Source organism: Enterobacter sp. FB (assembly GCF_000805795.1).
GTDB classification, from domain to species: domain Bacteria; phylum Pseudomonadota; class Gammaproteobacteria; order Enterobacterales; family Enterobacteriaceae; genus Enterobacter; species Enterobacter roggenkampii.
In genome coordinates, this window is the sequence record NZ_JSZC01000006.1 from 178,988 (window position 1) to 195,616 (window position 16,629).

Consider the following 16,629-nt stretch of genomic DNA (forward strand, 5'->3'; position numbering starts at 1 on the left):
GGCGCTGCGCTTACCGGGCCTACAATGGCCTCGGACCCGTAGGCCGGGCAAGCGCAGCGCCGCCCGGCAATGTTCTAGATCATCAGAGCTAATTTTGTCCCCTGCGCAATCGCGCGCCGCGCATCCAGCTCCATCGCCACGTCGCACCCGCCGATCAGATGCACCGTTTTACCGGCCTCGCGCAGCGGATCCGCCAGATCCCGCTTCGGATCCTGCCCGGCACACAAAATCACATGATCCACGCGCAGCAGCTGCGGCTCGCCGCCGATCGTGACGTGCAGCCCGTCGTCGTCGATCTTCTGGTAGCTCACCGCCGGGATCATCTTCACCCCGCGCGAGAGCAGGGTGGCGCGGTGGATCCAGCCGGTGGTTTTCCCCAGCCCTTCGCCCGGTTTGCTGGCTTTACGCTGCAGCATCACGATCTGGCGCGGGCTTTTCGGCAGCTGTGGCCCTTCGGGTCGCAGGCCGCCGGACTGGCTGAGGCTGGTGTCGATACCCCATTCCACGCAGAATTCGGCAATGTTCTGGCTGGTGGCTTCGCCCGGCTGGCTCAAATACATCGCGGTGTCAAAACCGATCCCGCCGCAGCCGATAATCGCCACCTTCTCGCCAACCGGCGCTTTGTCACGCAGCACGTCGAGATAGCTCAGCACTTTTGGATGATCGATACCCTCGATCGCAGGCGTGCGCGGTACGATCCCGCTCGCCAGGATCACCTCATCGAAATCAGTCAGATCCGCCGCGTGGACAAACTGGTTAAGCCGCAGCTCGACGCCCGTCAGCTCGATCATCCGGCGGTAGTAGCGCAGCGTTTCGTAGAACTCCTCTTTGCCGGGGATCTGTTTGGCGATATTAAACTGCCCGCCAATCTCTCCCAACGCATCAAACAGCGTCACGCCGTGCCCGCGCGAGGCGGCATTGACCGCAAACGCCAGGCCTGCCGGGCCAGCGCCCACGACGGCCAGGCGTTTTTTATTGACCGCCGGAACGATCGGCATTTTGGTTTCATGGCAGGCGCGGGGGTTAACCAGGCAGGAGGTGACCTTCCCGACGAAGATCTGATCCAGACAGGCCTGATTACAGCCGATGCAGGTGTTGATCTCATCCGCACGGCCGCTTTGCGCTTTGGACAGCAGCTCGGCATCGGCCAGGAACGGGCGCGCCATAGAGACCATGTCGGCATCGCCGCGCGAAATCACATCGTCCGCCACCTGCGGATCGTTAATGCGGTTGGTGGTGACCAGCGGAACGGACACTTTGCCTTTCAGCCTGCGCGTTACCCAGCTGAACGCCGCGCGCGGCACCGGCGTGGCGATGGTCGGGATGCGCGCCTCGTGCCAGCCGATGCCGGTGTTGATAATGGTGGCCCCCGCGGCTTCTATCGCCTGCGCCAGCTGCACGGTTTCGTCAAACGTCCCGCCGCCCTCCACCAGGTCGAGCATCGACAGGCGGAAGATGATGATAAAGTCCGCACCCGCACGTTCACGTACCGCGCGCACCACCTCCACGGCAAAGCGCATCCGGCGGGCATAGTCGCCGCCCCATTCGTCGTCGCGCTGGTTGGTGCGGGCGGCGAGGAACTCGTTAATCAGGTAGCCTTCGGAGCCCATCACCTCAACGCCGTCATAGCCCGCTTCACGCGCCAGCGCGGCGCAGCGGGCGAAGTCGTCAATCAGCGCCAGGATCTCGTCGTGGCTCAGAGCATGCGGAGTGAAGCGGTTAATCGGCGCCTGAATGGCCGATGGCGCAACCAGATTCGGCTGGTAGCTGTAGCGTCCGGTGTGCAGAATTTGCAGGGCAATTTTACCGCCCTCGTTGTGTACCGCGTCGGTCACAATGCGGTGATGCGGCAGCTGTGCTGCATCGTTCAGCACCGCACCGCCCTCCATGCCGACGCCGGAAGGGGAAGGGGCCACGCCGCCGGTGACAATCAGCGCCACCCCGTGGCGCGCGCGCTCGGCATAGAAAGCTGCCAGACGCTCGGCCCCGTCCGGATGCTCCTCGAGCCCGGTGTGCATCGAGCCCATCAACACGCGGTTTTTGAGTGTGGTGAACCCCAGATCGAGAGGGGCGAATAACGACGGGTAGCGGCTCATAGTCTCTTCCAGTGTAAAATTATTGTTATGTGGTCGGATGAGTTACTAATTTAGCCAGCGGCAGCGGAAAGGTAAAAGCGGGATCGAATGATTGTGATAGATCTCAAAGAACTTCCCTGGTGGCGCTGCGCTTACCGGGGCTACAAAACCCCAGGACCAGATAAGCGTAGCGCCATCCGGCGTTATTTACGGCGCCGCTGCCCGCACCAGCCCCAGCGCCTGCCACATCGACGTGGTCAGTCCGCTGTCCACCAGCCCGAGCTGGTCCGCGTATACCGCCTGCCATTTCTGCATCATGCCGTCGTACAGCTCGCGGTGCGCCGGGTTTGGCGTGAACTCGCGGCTCCATTTCACCAGCCGCTCGCCCGTCGAGGCCATATCGGCAAACAGCCCCGCGCCCGTACCCGCGGCAATCGCGCAGCCCAGCGCCGTGGCTTCTTTCACTTCCGGCACGCGCACCGGCAGGCCCGTGACGTCGCTTAAGATCTGGCTCCACAGGGCACCTTTTGACCCGCCGCCCGCAAACACCAGGCTCTCAAACGTCACGCCGGAAAAGCGTGAAATCTGCGCCAGGTTGCAGGCCGAAACAATCGCCGCGTTCTCTTCCAGGGCGCGGAACAGCGTCGCTTTATTGCATTTTTCCGGGTCGATGGAGAGGTTAATAAACGACGGCGCGGCGTGGTACCACTGCTTGAAATGCATGGCGTCGGAGAAGATTGGCATTACCCCGTGGGAGCCCGCCGGCACCCGGCTGGCCATCTCTTCCAGCAGGGAATAGGTGTCCATCCCCATCCGCTCGGCAATCAGCTTTTCCTCCGCGCAGAAGGCGTCGCGGAACCAGCGCATAGTCAGCCCGGTAAAGAAGCTGATCGACTCCGCCTGCACCATGCCGGGGATGACGTGCGGATTCACGCGGATGTTCATGTCGGGGTCGGTGCGTACCTGCGGCAGATTGACCACCTGCTGCCAGAAGGTGCCGCCCAGCACCGCCGTTTGTCCAGCGCAGACCACGCCCAGCCCCAGACAGCCCAGCTGCACGTCGCCGCCGCCCATCACCACCGGCGTGCCTTCGCGCAGGCCGCTCTGCTGCGCGGCCTCCCGGGTTATAGCACCCAGTACGGTGCCGGTCTCTTTTACCGGAGAGAGAATATCGGCACGCAGCCCGGCCATGTCGAGAAGCGCCGGACGCCAGTCGCGGGAGAAGAGATCCAGCATGCCGGTGGTGCCCGCGTTCGACGGGTCGACCGCCAGCTCGCCGGAGAGCTTCGCCGCCAGCCAGTCGCTGATCATGGTGATAGTCGCGGCCCTGCGGTAAATATCCGGACGGTGGTGCGCCAGCCACAGCAGGCGCGGCATGGCGCTCAGCGCCAGCGTCTGGCCTGAGACGTCATACACTTCGGATTCAAAACGGTTGTCGTGGATCTCTTTGAGTTCGGCCACCTCGCGGCTGGCGCGGGCGTCGACGTTGGCGCAGGCCCAGATGGCCTCGCCGTTACGATCGTACAGCACGATCCCTTCGCGCATCGAACAGCAGGCGACGGACTGAATATCTGCTGCGCTCAGGCGCGCACGCTCCAGCGCCTGATGAATGCACCGGCAGGCCAGCTGCCAGTTGGTGTCGAGGTCGAACTCCATCGAGCCCGGCACGTTCTCCACGCTCAGGTGCTTCCACTCGGCCTGGCCGACGGCAATCTGGTTGCCCTGCAAATCGAAAATCACGGCGCGAACGCTGCCGGTCCCTGCATCTAACGCTAAAAGGTAACTCATGAGCTTGCCTCGCTGTTAGCGCAGGGCGGGCTCTTATTTGGCCAGAGCCAGCACCGCGCGGGCTGTCGTCTCTTCCGTCACCAGGCCATTGATACGGCGACCCTTCAGTGCGGCATAAATCGCATCGGCTTTCTCTTCCCCGCCGGCCACGCCAACGATGGTGGGCAGCTGCGCCAGCTCATCAAGCGAGACGCCGAGTAATTCTTTGTGGATCTCCAGCTCCTCAACGCACTCCCCTTCGGCATTGAGGAAATAGCCGAGAATGTCGCCGACCGCGCCTTTGCGGGCGTACATCAGCTGTTCACCTTCGCTGATATAGCCGGAGCGCAGGATCGTGGCGTCACGGCGCTGGTTCACTGAACCAATGCCAACCACCGCGACGTCGGCGGCGGTGGCGGCGAGGATCACGTCCCGCACGCTGGTCTCGCGCTTTAAGATCCCGGCCACTTCGGCGGATGACACGCGAAGCGGGGCGGGGATCATGCTGACGCTGCAGGCCGCATCCAGCTGGCCGATACCGGTCATGTACGGCCCGACGCCGCCGGACAGCGTCACGAGGCGGATCTGCTGCGAGCTGATAAAGCCGCTCAGGTGCTGCAGGCTGCTCATGGTGGTTTCACCGAACCCCACCGCCAGCAGCTGGCCGGGCTCCAGCACGCCCATCAGCGACTGCGCCGCGCCAATGCCTAACCGCACGTTCATCGGCGGCGTATTTAGGGCAGGCATCACGCGCACCAGCTTCAGGCCAAAGCGCTGCTGTAGCTCGGTTTCAAGCGACAGGCAGCCCTCGTAGCGGGAGTTAATCTGCACGCGGATCACCCCGGACTGGCGGCCTTTCTCCAGCAGGCGGGAGATTTTTAATCGCGGCAGCCCGAGCCGCTCGCCGATATCGTTCTGGGTCAGCCCGTCGTGGTAGTAGCACCAGGCCACGCGCGCCACCAGCTCCTCTTCCGCCAGCGCCAGTCCGGCAAACCGTCCTTCTTCCGCAGTGCGTTTATCGCTCATAATTGAACTCTTATAAAAATTTAGATCATATGTTCGTGATGGCGCGGAGGGAAAGTGTGAGCCACGCGACAAAACGGATCATTTCGATCGTTTCTGGTTTATCTGAATCTCAATCGATAAAACTGTGATCCCTGCACGGTTGTAAATATAGTTCACCGTCTACGCTTTTGAACATTATTAAATCTAAAAATCATTTGTTCAATAGCGGAGCGATGATGATACCACTTCTCGACGCGCGGAATATCAGCAAGCAGTTCTCAGGCGTGCCGGTTCTAAAAGGCATTGATTTCACGCTGCTTGCGGGCCAGGTGCACGCGCTGATGGGCGGGAACGGCGCGGGAAAATCGACGCTGATGAAGATCATCGCCGGAGTCGAGACGCCGGATGAGGGTGAACTTTCCGTCGAGGGGCAGTCATATGCGCGGCTGACGCCCGTGCAGGCGCACAGGCTCGGCATTTACCTCGTGCCGCAGGAGCCGCTGCTGTTCCCCAACCTGACGGTGCGGGAAAACATCCTGTTCCGCCTGCCGCGCGAACGCGATCGGGAAAAGCGGCTGGCGGAGAAACTTGAGCAGCTGCAGTGCCGGCTGAACCTCGACGCCGCCGCCAGCACCCTGGAAGTGGCGGATCAGCAGATGGTAGAGATCCTGCGCGGATTAATGCGCAACGCCAGGATCCTGATCCTCGACGAGCCCACGGCCTCCCTCACGCCGGGCGAAACCGAACGGCTGTTTCGTCAGATCCGCGCTCTGCAGGCGCTCGGCGTCGGGATCGTGTTTATCTCGCACAAGCTGCCGGAAATTCGCATGCTGTCGAGCCACGTCTCGGTGATGCGCGACGGCGCGGTGGTGCTCAGCGGTGAAACCGCGCAGTTCGACGATAGCGCCCTGATCGCCGCCATGACGCCGGTAAGCCGCGAGAAATCCCTCAGCGATACGCAAAAGCTGTGGCTGGCGCTGCCGGGCAACCGTCGCACCCAGCCGCAGGACTTTCCGGTGCTCCGGGTGGAGGATCTTACCGGGGAAGGGTTTATCGATCTGAGCCTTGAGATCTACGCCGGGGAGATCGTCGGCCTGGCCGGGTTGGTAGGCTCCGGGCGCACCGAGTTTGCCGAAACGCTCTATGGCCTGCGGCCTGTGCGCGGGGGGCGCGTCTGGCTGGAGAACCAGGACATCACCGCCGCACCGGTAAGTTCACGTCTGGACAAAGGCCTGGTCTACCTGCCGGAAGACAGGCAGGTGTCCGGCCTGTTCCTCGACGCGCCGATCCGCTGGAACACCGTGGCGCTGAACGAGCCGTCGCTCTGGCAGCAGCGGAAAAGAGAGTCCGCGGTGGTGGAGCGCTATCACCGGGCGCTGGGGATCAAGCTCAACCATGCGGATCAAACCGTGCGCACGCTCTCCGGCGGCAACCAGCAGAAGGTGCTGCTGGCACGCTGTCTGGAAGCCAACCCGTTATTGCTGATCGTCGATGAACCGACGCGCGGGGTGGACGTCTCGGCGCGTGCGGATATCTACCAGCTTATCAAAAGCGTGGCGGCGCAGAACGTGGCGGTGCTGATGATCTCAAGCGATCTCGATGAGTTTCCCGGCCTTGCCGATCGCGTGCTGGTGATGCATCAGGGCGTACTCAGCGGCGAGCTGCCGCGCCATGCGGTCAGCCTCGATCGCATGATGGCGCTGGCGTTTGGAGGGCAATCATGAAGATCTTACTGAAAAACCGCGAGCTGAGCGCGTTTCTCGCCATTCTGGCGCTGTTCGCCGTGCTGGTGGCGCTCAATCCGTCGTACCTGAGTTTGCAGACGCTGGGGATGATCTTCGCCAGTTCGCAGATCCTGATCCTGCTGGCGATCGGCGCGGCGCTGGTGATGCTGACCCGCAATATCGACGTCTCCGTGGGGTCGACCGTCGGGCTGTCCGCCATCGCCGTCGGCGTGGCGCTGAACAGTGGCTACAGCCTGCCCGTTTCCATTCTCTTCGCGCTGTCAGTTGGCGCGCTGGCGGGGGCATTCAACGGTTTTCTGGTGGTGGGATTACACATCCCGGCGATTGTCGCCACCCTCGGCACGCTGGGGCTGTACCGTGGAGCGATGCTGCTCTGGACGGGCGGAAAGTGGATTGAAGGGCTGCCGCCGGGGTTGAAATCCCTCTCTGAGCCTGCGGCCATCGGCGTGTCGCCCCTTGGCATGGTGGTGTTGATTATCGTGGTCACCGGCGCGTGGACGCTGTCGCGCACCGCGTTCGGGCGTGATTTCTACGCGGTGGGGGATAACCTCGCCGCCGCGCGCCAGCTGGGCGTGGCGGTGAATCGCACCCGCATGATCGCCTTTACCCTCAACGGCATGCTGGCGGCCTGCGCCGGGATTGTCTTTGCCGCACAGATTGGCTTCGTGCCCAATCAGACCGGCAGCGGGCTGGAGATGAAGGCCATCGCCGCCTGCGTACTGGGGGGCATTTCACTGCTGGGCGGCACGGGCACGCTGATCGGCGCGCTGCTCGGTGCGTTCTTCCTCACCCAAATCGACACCGTGCTGGTGCTGTTCAGGCTTCCGGCCTGGTGGAACGACTTTATCGCCGGGCTGGTGCTGCTGGGCGTGCTGGTGCTCGACGGGCGTCTGCGTCAGGCGCTGGCGCGGCATCAGCGGGCGCTGAAGTACGGTCGTTTCCAGCCGAGCAACAGAGGGGGAAAGCACGTCACCCCCTTTCCCAAACGTAAAAAAGAGGTGGCGTAAATGAGGCTTAACTGGGAAAGCGCGCTGCTCATTTTGCTGGTGCTGGAGATCCTGCTTTTCGGGGCCATCAACCCGCGGATGCTCGATATCAACATGCTGCTGTTCAGCACCAGCGACTTCATCTGCATCGGTATTGTGGCGCTGCCGCTGACGCTGGTGATCGTCAGCGGCGGGATCGACATCTCCCTCGGCTCGACCATCGGCCTGTGCGCCATTGCGCTGGGGGTGATGATGCAGGCGGGGTGGCCGATGGCGGTCGCCGTTCCGCTGACGCTGCTGCTGGGTCTGCTGTGCGGGCTGGTGAATGCGGCGCTGATCCACTACACCGGCATCAGCCCGCTGGTGATCACCCTCGGCACGCTCTACCTCTACGGCGGCGGCGCGCTGCTGCTCTCCGGCATGGCGGGCGCGACGGGCTACGAGGGCATCGGCGGCTTCCCGGACAGCTTCACGGCGTTCGCTAACCTCACGGTGTTGGGTCTGCCGATCCCATTGGTCTTGTTCGCGGTAATCACCGTCTTCTTCTGGCTCATTACCCACCGCGGGCGCTTTGGCCGTCATCTGTTCCTTATTGGGCAGAACCCGCGCGCGGCGCGCTATGCGGCGCTGCCGGTGAACGGCATGCCCTACGTGCTGTACGGCCTGGTGGGCGTGGCCTCGGCGATTGCCGCGCTGGTGATGGTCTCCTATTTCGGCTCCGCGCGTTCGGATCTGGGGCGCGATCTATTAATGCCTGCGCTCACCGCCGCCGTGCTCGGCGGAGCCAATATCTACGGCGGGTCAGGTTCGGTTGTCGGTACGGCGCTGGCGGCGCTGCTGGTGGGGTACCTGCAACAGGGTTTACAGATGGTCGGCATCCCCAACCAGGTGTCGAGCGCGCTGTCGGGGGCGCTGCTGGTTGTGGTGGTGATGGGGCGTTCGCTGAGTCTGCACCGCGAATGGGTGCGATCTCTCTTTAGAAAACTATCCGGAGCGTAAGATGAAAACAAAACTGCTCGTCCTGGCAATGGCCCTCAGCTTCGCTTCGGCGCAGGCGGCGGACCGCATTGCCTTTATCCCGAAGCTGGTGGGCGTCGGCTTCTTCACCAGCGGCGGCAACGGTGCGAAAGAGGCGGGGAAAGATCTTGGCGTGGACGTGACCTACGACGGCCCGACCGAGCCGAGCGTCTCCGGCCAGGTGCAGCTCATCAATAACTTCGTCAACCAGGGCTATAACGCCATTATCGTCTCCGCCGTGTCGCCGGATGGGTTGTGTCCGGCGCTGAAGCGCGCGATGCAGCGCGGCGTCAAGGTCCTGACCTGGGATTCCGACACCAAACCGGAGTGCCGCAGCATCTACATCAACCAGGGGACGCCGGAACAGCTGGGCGGCCTGCTGGTGGAGATGGCGGGCAAGCAGGTCACCAAACCGAACGCGAAAGTGGCGTTCTTCTACTCCAGCCCGACCGTTACCGATCAGAACCAGTGGGTGAAAGAGGCGAAGGCCAAAATCGAGAAAGACCATCCTCAGTGGCAGATCGTCACCACCCAGTTTGGCTATAACGACGCCACCAAATCGTTGCAGACCGCCGAAGGGATCTTAAAAGCCTATCCGGATCTGGATGCGATCGTCGCCCCAGACGCCAACGCGCTTCCTGCTGCCGCGCAGGCGGCAGAAAACCTGAAGCGGGAAGGCGTGGCGATTGTCGGGTTCAGCACGCCGAACGTGATGCGCCCGTACGTTGAGCGCGGCACGGTGAAGGCCTTCGGCCTGTGGGACGTGGTGCAACAGGGCAAAATTGCGGTCAATGTCGCCGATCGTTTGCTGAAAAAAGGCGATCTTAACGTTGGCGACAGCGTGGACGTGAAAAATATCGGGACGCTGAAGGTCGAGCCGAACAGCGTGCAGGGCTACCAGTATGAGGCGAAGGGCAACGGCATCGTGCTGCTGCCGGAACGCGTGGTGTTCACCAAAGAGAACATCAGCAAATACGATTTCTGACGGGGGAGCAAATGGCTGATTTAGACGACATCAAAGACGGCAAGGATTTTGGCATCGGCACGCCGCAGCAAAATGTACCGTTCACCCTGAAGGGCTGCGGCTCGCTGGACTGGGGCATGCAGTCGCGGCTGGCGCGCATCTTCAATCCGCAGAGCAACCGTACGGTGATGCTGGCCTTTGACCACGGCTACTTTCAGGGGCCGACTACCGGCCTTGAGCGTATCGACCTCTCTATCGCGCCGCTGTTTGGTGAAACCGACGTGCTGATGTGTACCCGCGGCATCCTCAGGAGCCAGGTGCCCGCCGCGACGAACAAACCGGTGGTGCTGCGCGCCTCCGGCGGTAACTCGATTCTGGGCGAGCTGTCCAACGAGTGCGTGGCGGTGGCGATGGAAGACGCCCTGCGCCTGAACGTCTGCGCGGTGGCGGCGCAGGTGTACATCGGAAGCGAGTTTGAGCATCAGTCGATCAACAACATCATCAAGCTTGTCGATGCAGGGGCGCGCTACGGCATGCCGACGCTGGCGGTGACGGGCGTGGGGAAAGAGATGGCGCGTGACGCTCGGTATTTCTCGCTGGCAAGCCGTATTGCCGCCGAAATGGGGGCGCAGTTCGTCAAAACCTACTACGTGGATGAGGGTTTTGAAAAAGTGACCGCCAGCTGCCCGGTGCCGATCGTTATCGCAGGGGGCAAAAAGCTGCCGGAGCACGAGGCGCTGGAGATGTGCTGGCGCGCGATAGACCAGGGCGCGTCCGGCGTGGACATGGGGCGCAACATCTTCCAGTCCAGTGCGCCGCTCGCCATGCTGAAGGCGGTGAAGAAAGTGGTGCACGAGAACTGGAATGCCCGTGATGCGTTCCAGTTCTGGCAGGAAGAGAAACAGGGAGAAGCAAAATGAACGTGACGCTGGTAGAGATCAACATTAAGCCCGAGCGGGTGGACGAGTTTCTGGAGGTGTTTCGCGCCAACCACGAGGGCGCAATCCAGGAGCCGGGGAACCTGCGTTTTGACGTATTGCAGGACCCGAGGGTGAAAACCCGGTTCTTTATCTACGAAGCCTATAAAGACGAAGAGGCGGTGCTGGCGCATAAGCAAACCCCGCACTATCTCGCGTGCGTGGATAAGCTGGAGGAGCTGATGTCGGAGCCGCGCAAAAAACGCAGCTTTGTCGGGTTATTGCCGGAGTAATGGTCTTGCCCGGTGGCGCTGCGCTTACCGGGCTTTTGGGGAAAAGGTGGAATGGTTTTGTAGGCCGGATGAGCGTAGTCCGCCCGGCTTTAGATTTTGCTTTACTGCGCTTTTTTGGCTGCGTCCTGCATCTCTTTCATTTTTTGCGAGGCCGCTTGCTGGCTTTGGCGTAGGTTTTCGCTCGCGGCAACCAGAAACTCAGGATGATTAGCCAGGTAGATAGATATCGCTTCACCCATTTTTTCCGGATGGGCGGTAAAGTAATCCTCGGCGATTTTGCCGATTTCCGTCTTCTGCTCAGCGGTAAACTCAGCGGCCTGGCTCAGCGCCGGTGCGGTCAGTGTGACGAAAACGGTCAGAACGAGGAAGGGGTGCTTTATGAAAAACATGATGGGTACTCATTTCAGATTAAGGATGTTAACCACGGGCGGCATAACCCGGCCATAGTCGTTTATGGTTTGCCAGCGTATTTCGCAGCGAGGCGCCTTCTGGCACTCGTCCATTGTTCGCTGGCTGAAAGGGGCAATGATGCCCGCGTTATCAATGGATTGGTTGTTAATACGCGTCTGGAAGAGCGTCACGTAGTAGGGGGTCGGGTTCTTCACTACGAGCTGGTTTGCTGAATATGACCAGAGGATTTCCCGATACGCGTTTTCTGGATTGCCGTTTAATCCCTCAGGGCGATAGAACACTTTGAAGCTTGAACGTACGGCCATTTGCACGTTGTCGCTGCTGGTTTTACTGGCTGGAATGGTTGAGATGCTGAGGGTGAAAAGCGTTTCACGGTCAGCAGGCAAACCCTCATCGGCACGAAAAATCCTGATGCTATTTTCGCGTCCGCCCTGTAGTGCAAAAAGCGCGGGCGTTGCAACAAGCGCCGAGGTCGCCTGGGGGGCAGAGGTTGCCCCTGGCCAGTTTCCGCCAGCATAAATTTTTGCGCTGACCAGCCAGGGAAGCGTGGATTTATTGCGCACTGAAACGGTAATGGAGTGCTGTTTTTCAGGATAGACGAAGCGTGTCCCCCCTATCACGACGCCTGCATGCGCAAAAGAGATGAACGTTAAGAGTGCTAAAACAGGGATCAGGATGCGCAGTTTCATCACGGTGTTATCAGGCATAAGTCAAAATAAAGGTTGCTGCAGCATTGGCTGTTCCAGGCGATACAGCGCCTCCGTCAGCAAGATAACGGGCATAAAAATCAAGGGTGGCAGTAAGCTGGTTATTTGACAGCGTAAACAGCTGGCTTTCATCGCCCAGCGGTATAAGCGTTTTGTCCGGATTATAAATACCGATAGCCACGCCGCTGGCATAACCCGGACCGCCTGTCAGCGAAAGCAAATCTGCGTTGCCCTGATTGGGCGTGCCTTCAAAATGGGTACTGATGTTATTCAACCCTGCGCCGCAGTTTTCAAGATTGATAGCAAAATGTTCCCATGGCGTATTATTTTTCTGGTTCGTAAATTGCCCTGTGGCGACGTCGCTCATACGAACGATAAGATTTTCCGAATCAGGCGATATGATGCAGGTTTTGCTTTTTACGGTGCCTACAATATAAACGGTCCCGTCGTGCGCCATTGTACTCGCACTGCCCAGGTGCATCAGGATAATGCAGAAGAAAAATAACCGGAGAAACGGTTTCATTCATATTCCTTACTGATAAAGCAGGTCAAAATACATAACGGCAGTCGCATTTCCTGACGTCACGACGGGCAGCGTGGATTTATAGTGCAAATAAAACGTGAGCGTGTTATCCCCCGGCAGCAGCGGATAAAGCGAGGACTCCGTATTATTGATCGGTATTGGGGTGCGATTGGAATCCAGTAGCTCAACGCCGAGGCCCGTTGCCATCCTGCCAGGCGTTCCCTTTCCGTTATCAGAAAGTGCCAGCAATGTCGGGTTGTTCGCATCCACATTCCCGGTAAACCAAACTTTGGTACCGGTAATGGCGCGGGTGCAACCTTTCAACGTGATATCAAACTTTGTATCCGGCGTTGTGGTGCCAACCGACGGGAAATCATCCGCGGTAAAGTCACCGAGTTCGACCGTCTGCTCAACGCTGCCAGTGTCGACGTTGCAGGACTCCCCCACGATGGTGCCGATAAACTGAACATTGAAACTGTCATTATCTGCTCTGGCTGTCTGTAAGGACAACGCCAGATTTGCCAGCAGAAACAGGAGAAAATTGCGCTTTTTCATCACCCAATCCTTATGCGAAATCAACGCGTAACAAGGCCAGAGCGGTGAACACGCCCAGTTCCGGGGAATTGCCCGTTGTGCTGATAGGATATGCTTTCAGCGTCACGTTGGCCTTGCCCGCCTCATCAGTCGTAAAAGGTGCGCTACTTGAAAAGACATTCGGTTTCAGTATGTTGTCTTGCTCACTGGTAACCACGACGGCAACATCAGGATTATCCGATGCCAGCGCTTCAGGGTAGCGAGGGTCCGATGTGCCCATAACGCGCAAGGTTAATTGTGCCGGCGAGTTCACGTCAGCATTACATTCAATGGGCACATTGAAGGTTTTGGGCTGAGCGTTGTCCGGCATCTGCCCGGCGCGCGTAAAATCACCGTGATAAAGAGAACCCAGATCCACCGTTACGGTTTGCCCGGCATTAATGACGCAGTTTTGCGGCACGGTAATAACGCCACTGTAGGTAATCTGGTAGACAATATTGGTCAGGCGATCGTTATTCGTCGTGGTGACGTACACATTGAACATCAATTTTGGCGGGATAACCACGGTGCCGATAAAAGGCCTGACAATTTGTAATTTAAAGATCAGGTCATTATCGTTGACCGGGAAAACGCCGCCGGTATCCACCTCATCGTGGCCGCCCATGTGAACGTACTCAATGGGGGGATAAAACTCACCAATGGTTGCGTCATTTATTTTCATGGCGCCAATAATATAATCCGGGTCAAGCTGGAGATATTTCCATTCACCATCCGTTTTGACGACCGGAAAAGGGCTCAAATAGGAGCGATAGGTGCGTTTTTCCCACTCACCCGGTGGACAGGTGGCGTTAACCTGCACATCCTGATTTTTTTCCAGCTCTGTGGAGCCACCTTTAATGTTCTGATTGGTGTTCAGCGTGGTGGTCAAATCATAGTTAACAATCGAGATGCCACCGTTAGCATTTTTACAAATATCGGCTATTCCCTCAGGTGAGAATGCCAGCCCGACCACATAAAATAAAATCATCCATAATTTCATTTATATACACTCCGTTTTCAACCGCAGCAGCGGCTGTTTACTTTCAGGTAATTGATACTTCACGCTACATTGCTTGTCTGACCCTTCACCCCACTGAATTTTCAGCGTTCCCGCCGGGCTCAGGCCAGAGAGATAGACCTCTCCGTCTTCACCCACAATCGTATCGCTGCCATTGTCATCACGTGACACCATGGCGCCGAAAGGAACGGGTTTGCCCCGATGGGTTAAGGTCATTAACGCACGCGTACCAGGCCGGGCTTTGAAGGTTGCACGCACAACCGCGCCACGGGTTGGGACCACATTGGTTACGGCATCATCGATATCCATATCGTCAGCCAGTGAGTTGATGTCCAGTGCCATGCGGTTGAGATGATACGAGGACGCGTAGGGAACCACGGCATAGCCTCTCCAGTCGGTATGAATACCCGGCTCGTTTTCGACCTTGACGCTACTCGCGCCCGGAGCGGCAATCAGCACGTTGGTATCACCCAGCGGCTGGCTAAAGGTGATGCCATTCCGGTGAGCAATGACGCCGCCGCTCAAACCGTAGTTCACCTGCTGGTAGTCGCCGTTTCCGCTGTAGTTATAGCCCACGTTCGCATTGCCATAGGCGCTATCGTATTCAAGGCTGCTGGAGCCTTGTGATTTTGTCCCCTGGCTTGAATACCCTTCCTGAACGCTGTAGCTCAGGTTGTTATCCTCAAGCAATGTGCCGTTGATCCCGGCATTTTGCGAGGTTTCACCCTTTTTGTCGGTGCTGATGTTGTAGGTGGCATAAGCATAGTTATGCTTCTGGCTGACATCGTTTTGTGGACGCAGCCACAGGCTCAATGGCAGCGACAAATTCAGCGCGTAAATCTCGTCGCTTTTCGACATGCCCGGTGATTTGTTGTAGTTGTAGGACAGGCTGTAGGACACATCTTTAATGGTCCCGCTAAAGCCTACCTGGAGTAGCGTATTTTTTTCATCGGTATGCCAGTAGGTCTGTTGGCTGCCCGTGACAAAGAGCGAACCAGCATGACCAAGCTGCTGAGAGATGTTGAACTGAACCTTTCCTCGCTTGGTGTAGTACAGATTGTAATAATCCATCCAGGGATTTTGCTGTTCGGTATCGTTGTCCTCGTGGTCACCTGTGTAGCCGCGCATTTGCTTATAGGCTGTTTCATCCAGGGAATAGAATCCCGAGGTCGAGTACCGGTAGCCCAGCAGCTGAAAGTTAGTGCCGAGGCCGTTAAGGGATTTTGCATACAGAAAACGGATCGATTGCCCTGAATGCGTGCTGTCATCCGCCAGCGTGCTCTTCGCGTGAGTCACATCCGCAGAGATAGCGCCCAGTTCACCCATATTCAGGCCGGTGCCGAATGCCAGCGAGTGGTAATTGTTGGTTATCTGCGATCCGCTATACAGCGTGAAGCCATGTGAAAGCCCCCAGATTAGAGACCCCTGAACGAAATTAACCTCGTCCTGTTGATCGCTGCTGCTGCGGTATTCGGCCGCTGTTAATGCGTACTTTACGCGGCCTTCACGCTGGAGTACGGGAACGGTGGAATAAGGCACGGAATAGCTGTTGATGCTACCGTCAGATTCTTTTACCTCAACACTGAGGTCACCGCTTGAGGACGTGGGAAACAGGTCGCTAATCGCAAATGCACCCGGTGGAACATAGCTTTGATAAATGGTGTAGCCATTTTGCTTAATGGTTACCTGAGCATTGCTTTTTGCGATACCACGGATCGTGGGCGCGAAACCCTTCAGGCTATCGGGCAGCATATTGTCATCAGAGGCGATTTGCGCACCGCGAAAAGGGAGGCTGTCAAACACGTCTGATGGGGTGTAGCTGTCACCCAGCGTCAGTCTTCCTTTCAGCGGAATGACCGCGCGTTCAACATAGGTATTAATGTGCTGCCAGTTGTCGCTGCGTGAGTCATCGCTGTTGTGATAATTCCAGCTTGAGTAATCCCTTAACCGCCACGGGCCAAGGTTTAATCCGCTGTTAAGCCCGAGGAAATAGCTTTTACTGGTTGAGTTGCTCTCCCCCCGATCGCGGCTACGAGAGCCGGTGAAGTTATAATTCAGCAGGAGGGCATTAATGCCTTCATCCCATTGTTCAGGCGGAATGTATCCGCGTGCGCTATTCCTCAGGGCGGCTTGCGGGATACTGATATCCAGCCGCTGATGCTCAAAATCAAAGGTGGTTGATGAGGCGGGAATGATTGACGCAATATCAATACAGCTGTCCGTTTTTTCCGCCGTCAGGGCAGGAAACGCCTGAAGGTTAACGCCCAGGTTTTCCAGCGCTTTTGCTGATAAACAGGCGGTCAGACCGGTATCATCCGCCTGCGGTTGTGCCGTCGACGCGGTATTTCTTGCCGTAAAGGTGATATCGCGAGTCGCCACAAACGCCCTGTTAAGCCAGAGATCAACACGATAAACGCCTGGTGCCTGGCCATTGGTGGAAAACCGCGACAGGTCAGCAACGGCAGAGGGATCGCTAGACAAAAATGCCGGGTTGAAAAAATATTCTGCACTTGCATCTGATGGCGATAGCAATCCTGCTATCGCCATCGCCACTGGCGTAAGGGATGTTAAAGAAAATGTGCTAAAAATCAGTGAAGTATTACGTTTCATCTCTTTTCCCTGCAGTAA

At 58.4% G+C, this 16,629-nt stretch carries 15 protein-coding genes; 6 read left to right on the forward strand and 9 right to left on the reverse strand.

Translation table 11 applies throughout. The annotated features are described in order from the left end of the window. Nucleotides 1-74 precede the first annotated feature (74 nt). The 3 genes from PI91_RS03295 to lsrR form a co-directional block, all read right to left on the reverse strand. The gene (locus PI91_RS03295) at nucleotides 75-2,096 is read right to left on the reverse strand and encodes an NADPH-dependent 2,4-dienoyl-CoA reductase (protein ID WP_023344955.1); all 2,022 of its coding nucleotides are present in this window, start codon (nucleotides 2,094-2,096) and stop codon (nucleotides 75-77) included. 186 nt (nucleotides 2,097-2,282) lie between these two features. Further along, on the reverse strand, nucleotides 2,283-3,863 hold the full coding sequence (gene lsrK / locus PI91_RS03300) for an autoinducer-2 kinase (RefSeq protein WP_039265429.1): 1,581 nt from the start codon (nucleotides 3,861-3,863) through the stop codon (nucleotides 2,283-2,285). Nucleotides 3,864-3,896: 33 nt separating this feature from the next. After that, on the reverse strand, nucleotides 3,897-4,868 hold the full coding sequence (gene lsrR, locus PI91_RS03305) for a transcriptional regulator LsrR (protein ID WP_008503156.1): 972 nt from the start codon (nucleotides 4,866-4,868) through the stop codon (nucleotides 3,897-3,899). Between the two features lie 215 nt (nucleotides 4,869-5,083). On the opposite strand from lsrR, the gene lsrA reads away from it, so the two are divergent. The 6 genes from lsrA to lsrG are packed head-to-tail and all read left to right on the forward strand — an operon-like array spanning nucleotide 5,084 to nucleotide 10,769. Then, nucleotides 5,084-6,571: an autoinducer 2 ABC transporter ATP-binding protein LsrA gene (lsrA, locus tag PI91_RS03310; RefSeq protein WP_039265430.1), complete on the forward strand. Its 1,488-nt coding sequence runs from the start codon at nucleotides 5,084-5,086 to the stop codon at nucleotides 6,569-6,571. Then, on the forward strand, nucleotides 6,568-7,599 hold the full coding sequence (lsrC, locus tag PI91_RS03315) for an autoinducer 2 ABC transporter permease LsrC (protein WP_039265431.1): 1,032 nt from the start codon (nucleotides 6,568-6,570) through the stop codon (nucleotides 7,597-7,599). The genes lsrA and lsrC overlap by 4 nt, the downstream gene beginning before the upstream one ends. Continuing rightward, on the forward strand, nucleotides 7,600-8,577 hold the full coding sequence (gene lsrD / locus PI91_RS03320; protein ID WP_008503159.1) for an autoinducer 2 ABC transporter permease LsrD: 978 nt from the start codon (nucleotides 7,600-7,602) through the stop codon (nucleotides 8,575-8,577). 1 nt (nucleotide 8,578) lies between these two features. Beyond that, nucleotides 8,579-9,580, forward strand: a complete 1,002-nt coding sequence (lsrB, locus tag PI91_RS03325) for an autoinducer 2 ABC transporter substrate-binding protein LsrB (RefSeq protein WP_023326137.1) — start codon at nucleotides 8,579-8,581, stop codon at nucleotides 9,578-9,580. 11 nt (nucleotides 9,581-9,591) lie between these two features. Next, nucleotides 9,592-10,479: a 3-hydroxy-5-phosphonooxypentane-2,4-dione thiolase gene (lsrF, locus tag PI91_RS03330; RefSeq protein ID WP_032653516.1), complete on the forward strand. Its 888-nt coding sequence runs from the start codon at nucleotides 9,592-9,594 to the stop codon at nucleotides 10,477-10,479. Further along, a complete protein-coding gene (gene lsrG / locus PI91_RS03335) occupies nucleotides 10,476-10,769 on the forward strand; it encodes a (4S)-4-hydroxy-5-phosphonooxypentane-2,3-dione isomerase (RefSeq protein ID WP_008503162.1) in 294 nt (97 codons plus the stop codon). Before lsrF ends, lsrG begins: the two co-directional genes overlap by 4 nt. A gap of 101 nt (nucleotides 10,770-10,870) precedes the next feature. On the opposite strand, the gene PI91_RS03340 is transcribed toward lsrG, so the two are convergent. The 6 genes from PI91_RS03340 to PI91_RS03365 are packed head-to-tail and all read right to left on the reverse strand — an operon-like array spanning nucleotide 10,871 to nucleotide 16,611. Then, the gene (locus PI91_RS03340; RefSeq protein WP_039265432.1) at nucleotides 10,871-11,158 is read right to left on the reverse strand and encodes a hypothetical protein; all 288 of its coding nucleotides are present in this window, start codon (nucleotides 11,156-11,158) and stop codon (nucleotides 10,871-10,873) included. Between the two features lie 9 nt (nucleotides 11,159-11,167). After that, the gene (locus PI91_RS03345; protein ID WP_052232709.1) at nucleotides 11,168-11,869 is read right to left on the reverse strand and encodes a fimbria/pilus periplasmic chaperone; all 702 of its coding nucleotides are present in this window, start codon (nucleotides 11,867-11,869) and stop codon (nucleotides 11,168-11,170) included. Nucleotides 11,870-11,879: 10 nt separating this feature from the next. Further along, the gene (locus tag PI91_RS03350) at nucleotides 11,880-12,410 is read right to left on the reverse strand and encodes a fimbrial protein (RefSeq protein ID WP_023294617.1); all 531 of its coding nucleotides are present in this window, start codon (nucleotides 12,408-12,410) and stop codon (nucleotides 11,880-11,882) included. Between the two features lie 9 nt (nucleotides 12,411-12,419). Further along, a complete protein-coding gene (locus PI91_RS03355) occupies nucleotides 12,420-12,965 on the reverse strand; it encodes a fimbrial protein (RefSeq protein WP_008503166.1) in 546 nt (181 codons plus the stop codon). 10 nt (nucleotides 12,966-12,975) lie between these two features. Next, a complete protein-coding gene (locus PI91_RS03360) occupies nucleotides 12,976-13,983 on the reverse strand; it encodes a fimbrial protein (protein ID WP_039265434.1) in 1,008 nt (335 codons plus the stop codon). Continuing rightward, the gene (locus PI91_RS03365; protein ID WP_039265435.1) at nucleotides 13,984-16,611 is read right to left on the reverse strand and encodes a fimbrial biogenesis usher protein; all 2,628 of its coding nucleotides are present in this window, start codon (nucleotides 16,609-16,611) and stop codon (nucleotides 13,984-13,986) included. Nucleotides 16,612-16,629: the final 18 nt, after the last annotated feature.